The 18,355-nt window shown below is 41.6% G+C and carries 15 protein-coding genes; all 15 read right to left on the minus strand.

Features of this window, described 5'->3' with window-relative positions; genetic code table 11:
* Positions 1-295 precede the first annotated feature (295 nt).
* The 15 genes from FQV28_RS17960 to FQV28_RS18030 all read right to left on the minus strand — a co-directional run bounded on the left by FQV28_RS17960 (position 296) and on the right by FQV28_RS18030 (position 18,319).
* Positions 296-1,804: a DUF1846 domain-containing protein gene (locus tag FQV28_RS17960; RefSeq protein WP_146497894.1), complete on the minus strand. Its 1,509-nt coding sequence runs from the start codon at positions 1,802-1,804 to the stop codon at positions 296-298.
* Between the two features lie 756 nt (positions 1,805-2,560).
* The gene (locus FQV28_RS17965; protein ID WP_146497895.1) at positions 2,561-3,649 is read right to left on the minus strand and encodes a hypothetical protein; all 1,089 of its coding nucleotides are present in this window, start codon (positions 3,647-3,649) and stop codon (positions 2,561-2,563) included.
* A 3-nt stretch (positions 3,650-3,652) separates the two neighbouring features.
* Positions 3,653-4,834 carry a hypothetical protein gene (locus FQV28_RS17970; RefSeq protein WP_146497896.1) on the minus strand — a complete coding sequence of 394 codons (1,182 nt, stop codon included), beginning with the start codon at positions 4,832-4,834 and terminating at the stop codon, positions 3,653-3,655.
* 42 nt (positions 4,835-4,876) lie between these two features.
* Positions 4,877-6,232, minus strand: coding sequence for an SIR2 family NAD-dependent protein deacylase (locus FQV28_RS17975; RefSeq protein ID WP_146497897.1), 1,356 nt, complete (start codon positions 6,230-6,232; stop codon positions 4,877-4,879).
* A 104-nt stretch (positions 6,233-6,336) separates the two neighbouring features.
* Complete coding sequence (rlmH, locus tag FQV28_RS17980) at positions 6,337-6,816, minus strand: 23S rRNA (pseudouridine(1915)-N(3))-methyltransferase RlmH (RefSeq protein ID WP_146497898.1); 480 nt, start codon at positions 6,814-6,816, stop codon at positions 6,337-6,339.
* 90 nt (positions 6,817-6,906) lie between these two features.
* Positions 6,907-7,071 carry a CxxH/CxxC protein gene (locus FQV28_RS17985; RefSeq protein WP_146497899.1) on the minus strand — a complete coding sequence of 55 codons (165 nt, stop codon included), beginning with the start codon at positions 7,069-7,071 and terminating at the stop codon, positions 6,907-6,909.
* Positions 7,072-7,366: 295 nt separating this feature from the next.
* Positions 7,367-7,870 (minus strand): DinB family protein, encoded by a 504-nt coding sequence (locus tag FQV28_RS17990; protein WP_146497900.1) that lies wholly within the window; start codon positions 7,868-7,870, stop codon positions 7,367-7,369.
* 236 nt (positions 7,871-8,106) lie between these two features.
* Positions 8,107-9,321: a S1C family serine protease gene (locus FQV28_RS17995; RefSeq protein ID WP_146497901.1), complete on the minus strand. Its 1,215-nt coding sequence runs from the start codon at positions 9,319-9,321 to the stop codon at positions 8,107-8,109.
* A 318-nt stretch (positions 9,322-9,639) separates the two neighbouring features.
* Positions 9,640-10,428: an MBL fold metallo-hydrolase gene (locus FQV28_RS18000; RefSeq protein ID WP_146497902.1), complete on the minus strand. Its 789-nt coding sequence runs from the start codon at positions 10,426-10,428 to the stop codon at positions 9,640-9,642.
* A gap of 12 nt (positions 10,429-10,440) precedes the next feature.
* Positions 10,441-11,247, minus strand: coding sequence for a two-component system regulatory protein YycI (locus FQV28_RS18005; RefSeq protein ID WP_146497903.1), 807 nt, complete (start codon positions 11,245-11,247; stop codon positions 10,441-10,443).
* On the minus strand, positions 11,234-12,559 hold the full coding sequence (locus tag FQV28_RS18010; protein WP_146497904.1) for a YycH family regulatory protein: 1,326 nt from the start codon (positions 12,557-12,559) through the stop codon (positions 11,234-11,236). The genes FQV28_RS18005 and FQV28_RS18010 overlap by 14 nt, the downstream gene beginning before the upstream one ends.
* Positions 12,556-14,385 carry a cell wall metabolism sensor histidine kinase WalK gene (gene walK / locus FQV28_RS18015; protein ID WP_146497905.1) on the minus strand — a complete coding sequence of 610 codons (1,830 nt, stop codon included), beginning with the start codon at positions 14,383-14,385 and terminating at the stop codon, positions 12,556-12,558. Before walK ends, FQV28_RS18010 begins: the two co-directional genes overlap by 4 nt.
* A gap of 5 nt (positions 14,386-14,390) precedes the next feature.
* Positions 14,391-15,098 carry a response regulator YycF gene (gene yycF, locus FQV28_RS18020; RefSeq protein ID WP_146497906.1) on the minus strand — a complete coding sequence of 236 codons (708 nt, stop codon included), beginning with the start codon at positions 15,096-15,098 and terminating at the stop codon, positions 14,391-14,393.
* A gap of 188 nt (positions 15,099-15,286) precedes the next feature.
* Positions 15,287-16,576 (minus strand): peptidoglycan DD-metalloendopeptidase family protein, encoded by a 1,290-nt coding sequence (locus FQV28_RS18025; protein ID WP_186763934.1) that lies wholly within the window; start codon positions 16,574-16,576, stop codon positions 15,287-15,289.
* Between the two features lie 456 nt (positions 16,577-17,032).
* Positions 17,033-18,319, minus strand: a complete 1,287-nt coding sequence (locus FQV28_RS18030; protein WP_146497908.1) for an adenylosuccinate synthase — start codon at positions 18,317-18,319, stop codon at positions 17,033-17,035.
* Positions 18,320-18,355 lie beyond the last annotated feature (36 nt).

The following is an 18,355-nucleotide window of genomic DNA, read 5'->3' on the forward strand; positions in this document are numbered from 1 at the left end:
CCTGACTCTTTTTATTTGTGGTACGGTTGGTTCACTGCGGCTACTTTATAGGCGGTTTTATTTGTCTGTTTGGCGGGTGGAGTAAAATTGTTTTTGTATAGTCTTTCAAAAGCATCTTTAATATTCTCCAAAAGATTAATGTTTACACAGACATTCCGGCAGTTAATCCATTAATCCAAAAAGGTGTAGTCTTCTCATTAGAAGAAGACTACACCTTTTTAGTAAACTCTATAAACGAAAAAACATCTGCCTTAGGCTTCTATGTAAGAAGAAAAAGGCAGGCGTTTTTCAAAACCTAATTGTAATACAAGTTCTCAGTTGGATATACCGGATCATTGGTGATGTCGATTCCAAGCTTCTTGAAGGTCTGTTCGTTTTCCCTATTCAATATAACCGTGGAATGCGCTTGTGTATCTCTTAAATTCGGCAGTTGCTTATAAGCCAGCTCAGAAGTAGGGTTGGTGACCGCACTGATTGCCAGTGCAATCAGCACTTCATTGGCGCTTAATGTCGGGACTCGGCTGTTCAACTCATCGGTTTTCAACCGTTGAATCGTCTGCAGAATCATCGGCGACAACAAATTAATTTCATCGGAAATATTGGTCAATTTCTTCAACCCATTCAGAATCGCGGCTGCCGAAGCATCCATTAAAGTTGTCGTTCGACCGGTGATCATCTCGCCATTTGGCAGTTCTAACGCAATTACGGCTTGTAAATTCGTGCTGCCAATTTGCTCTTGGATTGCTTTCGCATAATTACGGGCTGGCAATACAGGTGCCCGATCCTCTTTCTTTAAGTCAGTCTCTTCCAGAATCACTTGCATGTGGCGTACACTATCTTCATCAGCAAGCCCTTTTTTATAGTCGTTCTCTACGACGAAACTGCGCCGAATGATTTCCTGCTTGGCAGCTTCCTGCACGACCCCATCGTCGGTGATGCCCGATTTTAGACGATTAACACCCATATCAGTCGGTGAGCTGTAAACAGACTCTTTACCAGTAATCCTTTCAATAATTCGTTTGATGACAGGAAACGTCTCAATATCACGATTGTAATTGATCGCTACTTTCCCGTATGCCTCATAGTGATAATTGTCAATCATATTCACATCTTTTAAATCGACGGTTGCCGCTTCATAAGCGATGTTTACCGGGTGCTTCAACGGCAAGTTCCAAACCGGAAAAGTTTCAAATTTGGCATAGCCCACTTCATTCCCCAGTTTATTCTCATGGTACATTTGGTTAAGGCAGGTGGCCAGCTTCCCGCTGCCTGGGCCAGGTGCCGTTATGACCACGATTGGCTTTGTGGTTTTGATATAGGGGTTCGTCGCAAATCCCTCTTCCCCGAGGACCGCGTCCACGTTTGTGGGGTACCCTTCGATTTCGCGGTGGATACAGACGCTGATTCCGCTTCTCTCAAGCTTTGTCATAAATACTTTGACTGTTGGTTGTCCTTGGTAACGAGTGATCAAGACACTGTTGACAGAAATGCCATACGCCCGATATTCATCGATTAAGCGCAAGACATCTTGGTCATAAGTGATGCCGTAATCTTCACGGACTTTGTTCCGTTCGATGTCTCCAGCGTACACACAGATGATGATTTCCGCATTTTCTTTCAGTGTATGCAATAATTTGATTTTGGCATCTTCATCAAATCCAGGCAAGACACGCTTGGCATGTTTGTCGCCTATCAATTTTCCGCCAAATTCCAAGTAAAGTTTATCATACTGCTGCACCCGCTCTAGGATGTAGGCAGATTGTTCTTGGAGATATTTCTCCGAATCAAATCCAATTTTTTTCATTCAATTCCCGTCCCGTCTTCTATACTTCAAGCTTTCTCTTTCCCGATAGATAAAAACGCCTTAAGAGAAACTACTAACTAAAATCTATTCTTTATCATTATAAATTTTTGAAAAAAAAAGTAAATCGGTCCAATTGCTTCATTGATTGGGTTATCCTAATAAGCGCAGTGGCCTAACCATGGATGTATTCGACTAAAATAACGGAATTTAGGGCAATGTTTAGCAAATCCAAACGACAAAAACCCTGTTTCTCTTGGATAGGTTTCAATAACTGAATTAATTTGATTTATCGGTGTAAAGAAAACATTAGAATTCGGTTTAATAACTGTATTATCTTTAACATTTGGACAAAACATGTATAAGTTAGAGTTTATTTAATAGTATGAACTTCATTTACTTATGATAAGGCTCTCCGTACTATATCTAAATGAGGTTTATCAAAATATAATTTAGAATCAAAGGGTCAGTAGGGGAATCACGAAAATATATCTAACCGTCAAAGGTTCCTGCTAACTAAACACTTTACTATAAAACAGTGAATTTTAGTCAAACGTGTAGGTGCCCCTTAGAAGGGTATTACGATTTGAATAATATTATTCGGCATGAGACAAACTTTAGGTCGAATCAACTTAAAATTTGTGTTACTCACTGGAACACACAGTATTCTTTTACTTTTCTTTATACTTTATTTTCATAAAATTAAATTGGCATTCTATAAATTGAGGAATATTATATTGCAATCGCATGTTTAAACTTTTAGTCTAAATTTTTTATACTGATTAATATATCAATTACCACTTCTTCAAATAAATAATTAATTTCTTTAATTAATTCATAATCTGTGGGAGATATGCTTCTATAATCATGCACAATTAAATTCCTGACTCCATAGAGAGACAATCCAGAATCTCCTTTCCCATCTCTTCCATTACTTAATAACAATTTATTACATTCGTCTTTCAAACTTGATTTCAAGCTATTATTTGAAATATGTTCTGTAAAAAGTTTTTTTATTCTGTTATTTTCTTTACTTAGTTCATTGAATTCATCCTTGATTTGAGATAGTTTTTTTTCTCCAGCACCTAGACCAACCAAGATAGACTTTAATTCTTTGTTAAATATTTTATCTATAATTAATTCTATTACTTGATATAGTAAATGAAATCTTACTAACAAATGAGTTTCTGCTATTAGTACATCTGTAAATAGATGTACTGGATAAGGATCACTTTTCATATCTGCTGATATTTTAGATATCTTTATTGTTTCATCAGCTTGCACTACTTCTTTCTCACCATCATATTTTTTTAAATAATAGCCTTTTCTGTAAAGGTCTAAATAATAGTCCTCAATGCAAAATTCAGATACTTTGTTTAATGACATGCTGCTTAGTATTAATACTTGGATATTTTCTACATCATAAAAATCTTCAATAGTATATATTCCATCTTCTCTGAAATTAGGCGTGAGAGATTTATCTGTATTGCCTTCTTTTACAAAAAAATTAAATAATGCCATATAAGCATAATTTAAGAAATAAACATTTTCAGCATATTTATGCTCTTTAGAGATTAGTGCCTGTAAAGGAAAAATCCAACCTACTCTTATTCTTTCTTCTTTCTCGTAAACTTGATAGATATTACTTTCAGAAAAGTTTTTATTATAAAATATAAAAGTTTCACAAGGAAATACATTAACCCCGTCTATTAAATTTAAAGGATTTTTAACTTCAATTTCGTTCTCTTCATTACCTAATTCATTTAAAATTATATTGCCTTCTAAATCGAATTCCTTAAACCTATACTGGATACTTTCTACTTCATTAATTTTACAAGTAATACTCATTTCTTACTCCGAAGTCAACTGGTACTTTTTATATCCAGTTTGAACTGCTTCATATAAATTAGTGTAAGCATCACTATTTTCATTAAATAATTCTCTAAATATCCAATAAAAATACATGCGTTGAGCATTTCCTATTTTCTTTGAATTTTGTTTTATTGAATCCAAGTTCTTGATTAAATCAACTATCCAATCTTCATCTTCGGCTACTTCTAATTTATTAACTAAATCTCTAACTTCATCAAGGTTTTCAATTACTTCTAAATCTTTTAGTTTACCTATTGCAGCCCCAAATCCTGTTATAGCTTGAGATTTATTGAATACTCCTATTGTATTTTTAGAAAACGGAGAAGCATACAAACTCAATTCATCCAAGACTTCGTCATCACTCAAATTTGCTGAAGTTTTGTTATCAATAGCCTTTATTAAATTGTCATACGTTAAAACAAAGTCTTTAAATAAATCATTTTGTGTATTTTCATTGGATAATCTTTCTAAACTTTTAATATTATTTAAGACATCAAATCTATCGATAGGCGCTGGATCCCGTTCTAAATAGGAGTTGAATCCCTCAACTAAAGTTTTAAAATGATAAGCATTTGGCGAAGCCGTATCTTTATTAACCTCTTGAACTATTTCAATTCCTTCAATTGCGTTATCAAGATATTTACGGTATAAAATCTCTATTTGATGTCGTAATGACATAGGTGTTTGACCAGTATTCAAAGTTAACATTCTATACAAAATTCCGAATTGATTAATTCCTATGTATATCTCTACTCTGAGCATACCGTTTCTAAATTTAATAAATTTATCAAAATCATTTGTTTCTTCTCTAAGTTCACTTTCTAAATCTTTTAAAGTGTGGGTTCTTTGCAATCCGTCCAATATTAGCAAATTTTCAATATTACTCTTAACTAAATCAATAATACTCTCATTATCTAACTTGAAAAAATCTGAATCATTTTCTAAGTTTAGTGCTAACACTATTGGGGGCATTATACAACCTTCTAATAAATCTTTTTTCAATAATGAATAAACTGTATTTGAAGATTTGACACGTTTTCTTTGCAAAGGATTGTTCATTAAAATATCTTTAGCAATCTCTAAGTATTCTTCATAAGTCATTTCCAACAGAATATTTTCCGCTCCTATTTTTGAATCAATAATTCTTGATTTTAGTTGCATTTTTTATTCCTCCATTCTTATATATAAACTATACTAATATTCTTACACTAAACCAATTCTCTCTATTATGGGATTTAAATTAACCCTAAGGGTTGGGAACTGTTTTTGCTTGTGTAACTCTAAAACTATTTCTTGTGGAATAAGATTCCTTTTTCCATTCCAAGTTCGTGCTGCCGAATGGCTTTTCCCACTTTCGCTGCCAACATAATAGAAAACTCTGTCTAGAGAGTAAGCAACAAATTCAAATAAAGCTGGCGGCATTTTTTTAAACTCAATATTAATTATTATATCTAGTAATATCGTTAAATTCTGATTATAGCCTTCGAAAGCTCCAAAAGGTTTAGAGTTCTCCCAAGTTTTATCAATGCATCTAGATAAGAAATCAATAAACTGAGAAATCATGTGTATCTCAAAATCCGCTAATATTTTTAATATGGAAAACCTAAATTTTTGATCTGATATGAATTTTGTTATATATTCTTCAGTTGTAAGCTCTCCATTTAATTCTTCAATTTTTGCTAACCTTCCTAAATTAAAGTGTATATTCTCTACTAAAACTTGATTAAATTCTGCCAAAAAATCCTTAATTTCACTTGTTTCTATAATAATAATATTATTTTTATCTCTATAAGGCTCAGCATTGGGATTCGCTGATCTGACAACTTGAACAATGTCATGAGGATATATATTAGAGTATTCATAAATATTGTTTGACCAGTCTACTGCAGAGAGAACATTTACATCACCTAATCCATAACCAAGTATTAAAGTGGTTGATTCTTTTATAGTTAAGGCTAATTTTATTTGGCGATATTCATTTGGTCTAAACAGTTTTACATAATCCTCTTGAGTAATTATAATTGATTCCGGGTTATGACGAATACCATGCAGGTGGTATACAGGTATTACATTTTTAGGACTAGTTATATAATCTTCTGGACTTAAAGAAAGACATCTTCCTGTTAAAAGACTTTCAATCACTAAGTCATAATTAGTAGTGATAACCCATTTAGGATCCATAACTTCTAAGTATTCACTAAATTCTTCTCTCTGTTCCTTATTTGGATACCAAGTTGTTAATCCACAGACTATACTCTTAAACTTTGATTTTGCTTCTTCATATTCAATACCTTCTTTAATTGCATATTGATCACAGATAATAGTAGAAATCTCGGGATAAGATATTCCAACTTTATTAATACTTGTATAGTCTATTCCTAATTCTTTACTAGTTGCTTCAATCAGTTCTCCCCAAGATAATGCTGCTGCTCCTGATTCATCATGGAGAACTGCTTTTGAAAATCCTGCTCCAATAAATAATCCTAAATTACCGTAAATTACAGAACTAGATAAAAAGTTTATTACATTTTCTCTGGTTAATTCAGATTCTAATTCCATGTAATCCTCCTGTTTATATTTTTTTGATTGTGGACACGTCTCTTTTTACAGTCTTTACATTGTACTAATCTCCGGTTAATTCCTATCCACTTTTAAAACCTCATTTACTTATGATACGGTTCACCCTTCATTATCCGAAAAGCCCGATAAACCTGTTCCACCAAGATCAACTTCATCAACTGGTGAGGAAACGTCATCTTAGAGAATGACAATTTCTCATCCGCCCGCTTCAACACTTCATCATGCAAGCCAAGCGATCCGCCGATGACGAAGACCACTTTACTCCGGCCGTAGGTCATGAGGGATTCCATGTCTTTTGCCAGCTGCTCGGATGTTTTCATCTTGCCGTCGATGGCAAGAGCGACGACGTAAGCGTCTTGGGGAATTTTTGCTAAGATCCGGTCGCCCTCTTTCTTTTTGACGATTTCCATGTCGGCTTCGCTTAACTGCTCCGGCGCTTTTTCATCCGGCACTTCCACTTCGTTTACTTTTGCATAGCTTCCAAGCCGTTTTGTGTATTCTTCGATTCCCGATTTCAAGTATTTCTCTTTTAGCTTCCCAACACTAATAATTGAGATATTCACACCTTATCCCCCTTTTACATTCCCTTTACAAACAAGTTACCCACAAATGTTATCAACATATCCACATGTTTTTCTACATGTTGTGTCCGCTCATGCGTTCGCCACAAGATACATCGCGGCTTCTTCACAGTAATCGCACTTTGTGGATAACTTTTTTTCGTCTGACAATTCAGTAAGAATAGGATAGCTTTTCGTTTCCGCCACAAACACGTCTAAAGCGTGTTCCACGTGGGTTTTACAGCAATTTATTATCATTTTTTATCCCCCTTTCAAATTCCGAATATTCCACAAGGTTATGCACAATTCTTTCACTTTTATCCACAACTCATTTTAACAGAAGAAAAGAATGGCGGAAAGAAAAGCTTTTCCAGGTCTGTGGATAACGGATAACTATAAGATTTCAAAAAAGTTATCCACATGCTGCTTTTTGTTTTTCCGAACAATTAGCCCGTTTAAGATAAAAATCTATTTTCATTTTTAAATAGTATTTCACCCTTTTTCGAGCAAAAAAATACCCGAAAAACCTTCTTCGGTTTCTCGGGTTCTTCTTTTAAACTTCCGGAACCGGCGCTCCCATGGCAGCCCAATCTTCCATTGCCGGACCATAAAGACCCGGAACTTTCAATCCCGCTTGGCGCATGAGTACTGTCATTTGTCCCCGGTGATGGGTCTGGTGCAGCACCAGCCCGCTCATGACTTGTGCGACAGTCCAATTGTCGCCGTACATGTTCCGCTCTTCCTGCAATGTTTCATCCGTCCACTGTTCTTCCATCGCCTTTACCATTGCATCGCTCGATATGCGGTACGCATCAGCAATTTCTTTCGCAGATTTTGGGACCGGCAGATCTTCTGGTGTAGCTTCAAACTCTAATCCAGCATGTCCCATCATTTCTCCAAGCGTTGTCGTCAAATGCCAGCCGAGGCGCCCTAAGGTCCGGTTTTCCAAAGTGATCTGCTGGTTCAACGATTCATCCGTCAGCATTTCGAGCACCTGTAGTGTCATCACCGCTTCCTGTCTCCATTGCACCAAGAAGTCTTCCAATGTTCTGTACATCTTTTCCCTCCTCTTAACATTAGTATTGCTTAACTAAATTCGAGACAGGCCTCTCTTTTCCTGCCTTGAGAATAGGCTGTTTATCATAATAATGGAGTAAATCAACGGAGAAGAGCATATTGCTTCGTCGCAAGTCCGCAGGAAAGCGGAGTTGTTTTACGGAATAATGCAATAAACTAGCTTACTTCTTGAAAAATAAAAAAGACTTAAAAGCAAATGCTTTTAAGTCCGAAAAACTAAATTTCCGAGTTATCAACAAGCTCCAATTCAAATGTCATTTCTTCGCCATCACGGTAAGCTTTCACCGTCATCGTATCGCCAATCTTTTTCTCATTGTATAGATGCTGGCGCAACTCAATGATGTCGCCGACCGGCTGGCCATCCATCTCAACGATGACATCATATTGCTCCATGCCCGCTTGTGCAGCTGCTGAGCCTTCTACTACTGTATCTACCACTACACCTGTTTTCACGTCTTCCGGCAGGTTCAGCGTTTCCTGGCGCTCTCTTTGCGGTACTTGCACCAAATCAACAAGCGTTACACCCATTGCCGGACGCACCATTTCACCCGTAGTTTCAAGAGAGTTGATGACTGGCATCGCCGAATTGATTGGAATCGCAAAACCGATGCCTTCGACTGCATCAGTCGCGATTTTCATCGAGTTGATGCCGATCAGCTGGCCAGCTAAATTGACTAGCGCTCCGCCGCTGTTACCGGGGTTGATTGCTGCATCTGTCTGCAATACTTCCGCCTGCCAATCTTCCTGTCCATTTCCATCCAAATCGACCGGTACAGCACGATCAGTGCCAGATACTACACCTGTTGTAACCGAACCTGAAAAATCAAGGCCAAGCGGATTCCCGATAGCAATGACTGTTTCTCCTTGTTTCAGCGCTTCAGAATCGCCAAATTCGATTGTGCTCTCAATATTCGTCCCATCCATTTCAACTACCGCAAGGTCTGTCCAAATATCGCTCCCTACGAGTTCTGCTTCAATTTTCGTGCCATCCGATAACGTCACCTCAAGCGCATTAGCTCCTTCGACAACGTGGTGATTGGTCACTACAAAAGCCCGGCCGTCTTCATTTTTATAAATAACGCCCGATCCTGTTCCAACGGCCTGCTCCTGCTGCTGATCTTGCCCTTGGGCACCATTCCAGAAGTTTGAGGACTCTTGAAGATTCGTTATTCCAACGACGGCATCTGCTGCTATCTCAACGGCTTCCGTAACATCGGTATTGATCTCAACCGCATTTGAACTTGTCGTGCCTTCCGTCTCTCCGGCTACTGTCTCTGTCGCTGTATTGTTCCCAGGAGCCAGCCCCGGCACTGAAGAAAACAATAGCCACACGATTAGCGCCCCAACCAAAACCCCTGCAATCGCGGCTAAAAATGTGCCGCCCCGGCCCCGTCTGCTGCCGCGGCTGGGCGGATCATTATAATATCCCATACACTTCATCCTCCCGTTGTCTTTACCTATATATAACCGTAAACGAATGAGGCTAATCAATCAAAACTACAACAATTCTGTGAATTCCCCCAAAAGAAAAAACCGGCAGCAAAATGCCCCGGCTTTTTTATTTTGTAAGCTGTCGCTATTTACTTAAAAAACTCTAAAACTACACTTGAAAATCTTAGAAGAAAGAGCGGAAGGCGGCGACTCCTGCGGGATAGCGCAGTGCCGAAATCCACTCGGGCATTTAGCCCGAGTTAGTTCGGCGCCAGCCCGCGGAAAGCGTCCGCTTGAAGCGATTTCTTCAACCACTTCTTAAACAGTCACCAAAGGCGTCGGCACATTGGCGTCCGTGTCGAGCAAATCGACATATTCCCCGACTATGATGCCTTTTGTCTGCAGTGTCTGCTCCACGCTCATGCGCGCCAAATCCTTCATGTTGTTGTCTTTGCTCAAATGCGACAAATAAATCCGTGTCGGCTTTTCAGCCATCACTTCACTCATCGCCACCGCCGCGTCTTCGTTCGACACGTGTCCGACATCACTCAAAATCCGCCGTTTAACTGACCAAGGGTATCGGCCCATCTGCAGCATGCCCACGTCATGGTTGCTCTCAAATACGAACGAATCCGCCGCTTGGATGACACCCTTCATCCGGTCGCTGACATACCCCGTATCCGTGATAAGCGCCAACTTGCGGCCGTTTTCATGGAATACATAAAACATCGGGTCAGCCGCATCGTGCGACACCGCGAACGACTCGATATCAATGGAACCGAACGTCTTCACCGTATCCATCGGGAAATGAAAACGCTGCTCCACTGGAACGGTGCCCACAAGCCCGTCCATAGCCGCCCATGTTTTTTCATTGGCATAAATAGGCACATTGTATTTGCGTGCCACAATGCCAATTCCTTTTATGTGGTCACTGTGCTCGTGAGTCACAAGAATGCCATCCAGGTTGCTCATTTTTTTGCCGATGGATGCAAACAGCTCCTCCATTTTGCGGCCGCTTAAGCCCACATCCACCAAAAATGAGTGCTGGTCATTCTCTATATAAATAGCATTGCCGCTTGAGCCGCTTGCTAGTACACTAAAACGCATATAAAAAACTCCTTATTTTACTGCTTCTTCTGCCTCTAATTCAACAATGCTGTTATTTACCGCATTTATAAAGTACTCTTCTTTCGTGCCATCTGCAAGTGTTGCGCTTATGCGCCAAGTGGGCAGGAACATCCGGGCATTTTCGGAAACTTGGACATATACGGAATACCCAATCTCCGTTGTGTCGATGGTTGAATTCGCCGGCAATACCCCTCTTGTGTAAAGCGTGTAAATCGCTTGGATCGGAGGGATCAATTCTTTTGGCTGTTCTCCAAGTTCGACATTGTCGTAAAGTGATTGTTCATAATACGTTACTTCACCTTCTTCATTCCAGTAAACCGTGACCCGGCCATTGTCGCTGTAGTAAAGGGGTTTCCCATTAACCTTCTGGAAAAAGACAGCTTTTTTTTCGGCTTGGTTCATTTCCCAAAAGACATAATCCTTTCCTTTAGTGACATTTCCCAAGACAAAGGCTGTTAATGTTTCTGCGCTCACTTCAGTGCCTAAGGACAACGGTTCCCTGAAATCTACACGCAGCGAGTTTTCATCCATGATGCGCCCTTGCTGATTGCCTTTTGGAATCTCGTCGTTTGTGAATTCGTTAATCTGGGCATTGACGTAGGGCTCAGGGTCAACCAATTCCGGAAGCTCCCCGTAAGAAATATTATCGTCCTTTAGCTTTTCTTCTGAAGAGGAATCATTCCCGAGAACTTCTACTTTCTCATATTCCGTATAACGGTTCACATACAAAGAATATAAAAAGACATTCAAAATGGAAAAGACGATGATGAAAATGGTTTTGGTTTTACTCCAATCCAACTTTCCCACCTCCAAGCTCTTCTTTGGAAAGCTTTTGCCAACTTCCGTCTATTTTATAATACCAGGCGGCCTGGAACGTAATTAACTTTTCCCCCGTCTGCGTCAATTCATACCCCGGTAAAATCTCCGTCACTTTTTTCCGGTCTTCTTCGCTCAGGCGGCTGACGGCCTCAAGTGCGGCCGTTCCCGCTTCAAGTTTTTCCGTAGTCGTCTGCGCCGTTGATTGCAATACAAAGGATGGCCGGACATAGCGGAAAATTTGTTCGGTTCCATCAATATTGCCCCATTTCAATTCCAATTCCGTAGCGGTCGATGTGCTGAATACCGGCAGGTTATCTAAAAATAGCCGGTAATAGACTTGCTGCGTAAGAGGTTCAATGCCAAAATAGCGGTATTCGTTTGTCCAGCCGCCGTGGTCGTTGACATAGTCAATTGTGCTGAAAAGCAATTCCGATGGGATTCCTGGATCTGACGTTTCGGCTCTTGGCTTGACATAGCTCAGGCTTTTCCGGCTGGAGTCAAAGCGCATGAATGCCCCCGTCCTGTCATCCCTATATTCCTCATTTCCAGCATTGCCGGATGAATTCACATCAGCTGTGGTTTCAAAAAGTGCAGAACGGAAGTTTTCGCGTGTCACTTCTTCTAAAAGGTACGGATAAACCACTTTGCTCAACTCTTTTTCCGGCACATAAATCGGCAATTCACCAATATCTTCATTCGTAACGTATACATCTTTCGCTCCGTCTAAAATATTGTTCTTGAACTGAGCCATTTCACTTATCGATACATTTCCTTCATGAACCCTGCCAGAGGTCGAGTTAATAAAATAGATCTTGATCTGAGTCTGTTCAACAGTCGCCAATTCAATGACGACCCGGTCAAAAGAAGCTTCCGGAATTGTCTCATCTGTGATGTTTACCATCGCATCGAATATCGGAAAAGGCACAGCCCCTGGATAATACAGGATTATGCGATTGGGCTGGTGCATATAAGATTGCAGCGTGTCCGCCGATGCCTTTTTCTCCTTTTCCGCCACGTCTTGAATTTGCCACAGCTTCATCGAAGCGAGAAGCGGATCAATATCTTTTCGATCAGTCGTCCCTGTTACTTTGTCTTCCTGGTGGTACAGCACTTTGGTGGGCCGGACCACTTGTTCGACAGTACGTTTGTTCCCGATTGAGACGTCAACTGCAGGAGTTGATTCGATCGGGTCAAACGATGGAGTAAAAGTCCAAATCGTGAAAGTCAGGGCGAAACTCAGAAGAATAAGCAAAAACAAAACGATCGACTTTACTTGTTCGACGTATTTCATTCCCACTCACCTCCATCGTCTATTTCAAAAGGCAACGTGAAGAAAATCGTTGTCCCTCTTCCGTAAGCGCTATTCGCCCAAATAGAGCCGCCGTGTGCATGGATCATTTCTTTTGAGATGGCCAAACCGAGGCCAGTGCCGCCCATTTCACGGGAACGCGCCCGGTCCACACGGTAGAAACGGTCGAAAATCCGTTCAATATTTTCTTTCGGAATGCCCATTCCCTGGTCACTGATCCGAATTTGCAGCGCCCCTTCTTCCACCGTCATTGCAAAGCGGATGGTTCCGCCTTCCGGTGAGTATTTCAAGGCGTTGGAAATGATATTGTCGATTACTTGCGTCAATTTATCCGGATCGATTTCCACAAAATACTGTTCATCCGGCAAATAGCGTTCAAAATGAACATTTTGCGATTTCGACATTTCGAAGCGGTCGATAATCCGGTTAAAGAATCGATTAAACTCTATAATTTCTTTGTTCATTTCGGTTTCGCTCGAATCCATTTTGGACAACTTGAGCAAATCGTTTACAAGGCGGATCATCCGCTCGGTTTCTGTTTGGGTGACGTTTAAAAAGTTCGGTGCAAGATCCGGGTCCTGCCATGCGCCTTCAGCAAGAGCTTCCAAATAACTGCGCATGGTCGTCAATGGCGTCCGCAATTCATGGGAAACGTTCGCCACAAATTCCCGGCGCTCCATATCAATTTTTTCCTGCTCCGTATTGTCATGCAAAACAGCGATCAAGCCGTTCACAAAGCCGGTTTCTTTTTGGATGACCGAAAAGCTGGTGCGCAGCAGTGTGGTTTGGTCTTTCGTGCTGAAATCGAGCGTTATTGTCTCTTTCAGATGAATTAGATCTTCAAACGTATATTCTGAATCCAAGCCCAACACCATCGTCAATGGACGATTAATAACCGTTTCACGTGAAACATCCAATAGCCGGAGTGCCGGATCATTAATCAAGATGACGCGCCCTCTTCTATCAGTAGATAAAACGCCATCTGTCATATTCGATAAGATGGAAGCGAGCTTCCGCCGCTCACTTTCCGTAGATTGCTGGGATTCCTGCAATCGGTTGGTCAAATGGTTGAATGCCCTTGCCAGCTGGCCAATTTCATCATCTCCGTAAACCCGTACTTTTCTGGAGAAGTTCCCTTTTGCCATGGCTTGCGCTTGTTTTCTCATATCCGATATCGGACGGGAAATCGTTTGTGCCACCAAGACTCCTAATATGGCTGTTATCAATAGCGAAATGGCTGTACCACCCGCTAAAATAGCATTGATTTCATCCATCTGATCGTAGACATTCTCAATGGCCGCTTCGATATAAAGAGTGCCAAGCACTTCTCCTCCAGCCGCTTTTATCGGCTGGACGCGAACCCACACCCGGTCATTCGGCTGTTCCCTGCTGACGTAGGTTCTTTCTTTTACGTCCTCTTCGGTCGTCGCCAGCCTCACCAATTCATGCATGGAGCGCTGGCCGACCGAGACTTGGTTATCAGGTTCAGAACTTGCCAATATGTTGTAGCGTGAATCAATCACGCGTATTTCATTGACGTCATCCGACTGAAAGCCATTTAATACGGAACGAAGGCTCTGTTCTAAAGTCAAATCTTCCTCCGACCGGCTTTTGACCATTTCTTCACGGACACTGAACTCGATGATGTTCATGCGGTCTTCGATGGAATTTTGAAAGTTTTGGCTAAGCGTTTGTTCAAGTTGCTGCGCAAAATAAAGGCCGATTATCTGCATCGCCAATACAATCAGCAAGATGTAAATCAGCACAAACTTCACATGAATCGATTTAAAAAAACTAACTTTCTGCATCTATTCTACTCCTGTTCAGGATTTCGCAAGTAATACCCCACCCCGCGGCGCGTTACAATCCACGTTGGATGGCTTGGGTTGTCTTCAATTTTTTCACGCAAACGGCGGATAGTTACATCGACTGTCCGGACATCCCCGAAATAATCGTAGCCCCATACCGTTTGAAGCAAATGTTCACGTGTCATCACTTGTCCGATATGCTTCCCAAGATAGTGGAGCAATTCAAATTCGCGATGCGTCAACTCGATGGTTTCTTCGCGTTTCAGAACTAAATAGGCATCTGGCTGTATCGTCAAAGAGCCTACTTGAATGTCATTCGATTGTGGAGCCTCATCGTCCGTCGGCACAACGCTTTGGCGGCGCAAGTTCGCTTTCACCCTTGCGATCAATTCCCGGGTCGAGAACGGTTTAGTGACGTAATCGTCGGCACCCAGTTCAAGTCCCAGCACTTTGTCAATTTCCGAGTCTTTAGCGGTTAGCATAATGATTGGAAAATCGAACTTCTTGCGGATTTCACGGCACACTTCCATACCGTCGCGATTCGGCAGCATGATATCAAGCAGCATTAAATCAGGCAGAATTTCTCCAGCCAATTTAATGGCTTCATCCCCATCATAGGCACATATCACATCAAAACCTTCTTTTTTCAAATTAAACTGCAGAATATCTGCAATCGGCTTTTCATCGTCTACTACTAAAATCGTTTTGCTCATCGTTATTCTCCCCTCTATTTCCCCGCTTTTGCAGCGTGAAATTCTACCCGTTTCTTATTCATATCTCCCTATACTTTATCACTGTTGAAGCGGTTTCGCATCTCTTACTCTTTATGCGGTATTTCCCGGGAAATAATTAGGAAATACAAAAGAGACCGGCCCCAAAATCTGGCCAGTCTCTCGTTTTTTTAGTTGATATAACGAAGTGGATTTTTTGTTTTCCCATCCAATGAAATTTCAAAATGCAGATGGACACCTGTAGAACGGCCGGTAGAACCCATTTTTCCTAACTTTGTCCCTGCTTGTACCTTTTGCCCTTTCTTGACATCAATCGACTTCAAGTGCCCATAGATGGTTTCATAACCGTTTTGGTGATCGATGACAACTCGGTTGCCGAGTGTGCCTGCCGGACCCGCTGCTTTAACAATCCCATGGTCAGCTGCTTTAATGGCGAAACCGTCCGGACGGGCAATATCGATGCCGTTATGCCAGCGTCCCCAGCGCTTCCCTCTCTCGCTGGAAATGTATCCGCCTTCCGCCGGCCATTCGAATTTTCCGGTTCCGACTGAAGGAAGTTCTTTCGTGCCATTTAAGATTACTTCCCCAACCGGTTTTCCGGTAATCTCCATGGCGGTTTCCTGCCGGTCCACTTCGTGGCCGTTTTGTTCTTGAATCGCAAACGTCAATTCTTTCTTGCCGTCTTTTCCTTCTACTTCGACTTTTGAGTCGCCGATATAGAGATTGCCATCTTCTTTTTCAGCGGTGTCATGCTTGTAGACTTCCTCAATCTTCTGTTCTTTGCTGATGTTGACCTTCACTTTCCGCTCGTTCAACAAGAAATCGACCGCTTGATCGACAGTCATCACTTGCTCGGGTGCTGCTTGAAGAGAATAACCGGAAATTTTCTCTCCAAATGACAAGTCAGTCAGGCGGGTTTCTCCCGCTTTCAACTCACGCGGCGCTTCATTAGAATTTTGAGCGGCTTCCCATGCCTCCAGCTCTTCAGGAGAAACATAGGCTAACTTTAACCGGCGAACAGTCTCGTCGTAAGCTTCTTGGTCTTTCAAATAGATGGCAATTTCATTATCGACCGCAAGTGCAAATGTGGCCGCTTTAATGGCCAATTTTTGGTCAAGTTGCGCGATGGTTTCCTGTTCATTGGCAACAGCCGATTCAAATACCCGTTCCTCTAGAACATGGAAATCTTCGCTGGCTTCAAGATTCAAATTTTCTACGGCAACATCGACGTTTTCAATTTTCTCTTCGATCAACAAATCAATCGATTCTTCATGTGCCACAGCGCCGATATACTCGCCGCTATTATATAAATGATAAATGGTTTTCAAGCCATCTTCTTCTGTAGGTTTGGCTGATGCTGGATTAACAGTAAAGCTTGCCAACAGCAAAATAGCTGCTATGGCTGCTTTCAAGCTATTAGAGCTGTTGATGTGCATGCCCGTTTTGTTAATGTACTTCATTGCTTCTATTGCGACCCCTTCCATAACCGCGGCAACGCGCCGCCCTTAAAGCCTCTTCTTTGGATAACCTTTCTTACTCTAACACGTTCTTATTTTAAAATAGCGTGCCATTGCTATTCGTAAATAAACCGTATTATTAGAGGCAATAATTTCTAGCCAGTCGGGATAATGCAGAATTGCTGTCTGTTTAAAGGCCTAAATTTTCTTTTTTCGCTTCTATGCCTTCCCAAAAGCCAACTGTTTCTTTGTCATATTTGTCATATTTTCATTAAAATAAGCGGTTAAAATGTGGCTATTTTGTTGCAGTACTGCACATGAAGAAAAACTGCACTAACAGAAATTCGCAGCTGTTTTGCAGAAGAACAATCGGATCCCCTGAAATCTTAAAAAGGATGGCTCAACAAAATAAAAGCTGAAACCGTCATAGCGGTTTCAGCTTTTATTCATTGGTGTAGTTTATCGCCAAACGCTTGTGACGATGTTTGTCTGGTTGCGGTCAGGTCCTACTGAGAAAATGGAGATTTGCACACCAGTCAGTTGTGCAATGCGCTCCAAATAGTGGCGTGCATTTGCAGGAAGTTCATCCAATGACTTGCATCCTGTCACATCTTCCGTCCAGCCTGGAAGCTCTTCATATACCGGTTCGCAATCCGCAAGCATACGCAAGTTTGCTGGGTATTCGGTAATCAATTCGCCTTTGTAGCGGTAAGCTGTACAGATTTTCACTGTATCAAGGCCAGTCAACACGTCGATCGAGTTAACAGTAAGGTCCGTCAAGCCGCTGACGCGTCTTGCGTGGCGCACCACAACGCTGTCAAACCAGCCGATGCGGCGCGGGCGCCCTGTTGTTGTTCCGTATTCTTTTCCGACTTCACGGATTTTGTTTCCAACTTCATCAAACAACTCAGTCGGGAACGGTCCATCGCCGACACGGGATGTATAGGCTTTACACACGCCGATAACGTGCTGGATGGCAGTCGGCCCGACTCCGGCGCCAATTGTGACTCCACCCGCTACTGGATTTGATGATGTAACAAATGGATATGTACCTTGGTCGATATCGAGCATGACCCCTTGGGCGCCTTCGAACAACACGCGGCGTCCATCGTCTACTGCATCGTTCAGTACTTTTGAAGTATCCGTAACATATTGCGCAATTTCCTGGCCGTATGAATAATACTCTTCCATAATTTCATCGACTGTAAATCCTTCTGTTTCATAGAATTTCTCAAACATGCGGTTTTTTTCATTCAAATTCTGGCGAAGTTTTTCTTCGAACACAACATGATCTAAAAGATCCGCCATGCGGATGCCGACACGCGCTGCTTTGTCCATATAAGCAGGCCCGATGCCTTTTCCTGTTGTTCCGATCTTATTCGCGCCGCGGCGTGCTTCTTCCACTTCATCTTGTTTGATGTGGTACGGCAAAATGACGTGTGCGCGATTGGAAATGCGCAAGTTGTCTGTCGTAATGCCCCGTGCATGCAGCCCCTTCAGCTCATTTACAAGCGCTTTCGGGTCCACTACCATGCCGTTGCCGATTACTGAAATTTTGTCTTTATAGAAAATCCCCGAAGGAATCAAATGCAATTTATACGTTTCGCCGCCAAAAATAATCGTATGCCCGGCATTGTTCCCGCCTTGGTAGCGCGCAATCACTTCTGCGTGCTCAGATAGAAAATCGGTGATTTTCCCTTTTCCTTCGTCTCCCCATTGCGTTCCTACTACTACGATTGATGTCATCGTCCGCACCTCCGTTAGGCATATGCCCTGTCTTAA

This window comes from Planomicrobium sp. CPCC 101079, assembly GCF_007859275.1.
Classification (GTDB): Bacteria; Bacillota; Bacilli; order Bacillales_A; family Planococcaceae; genus Planococcus.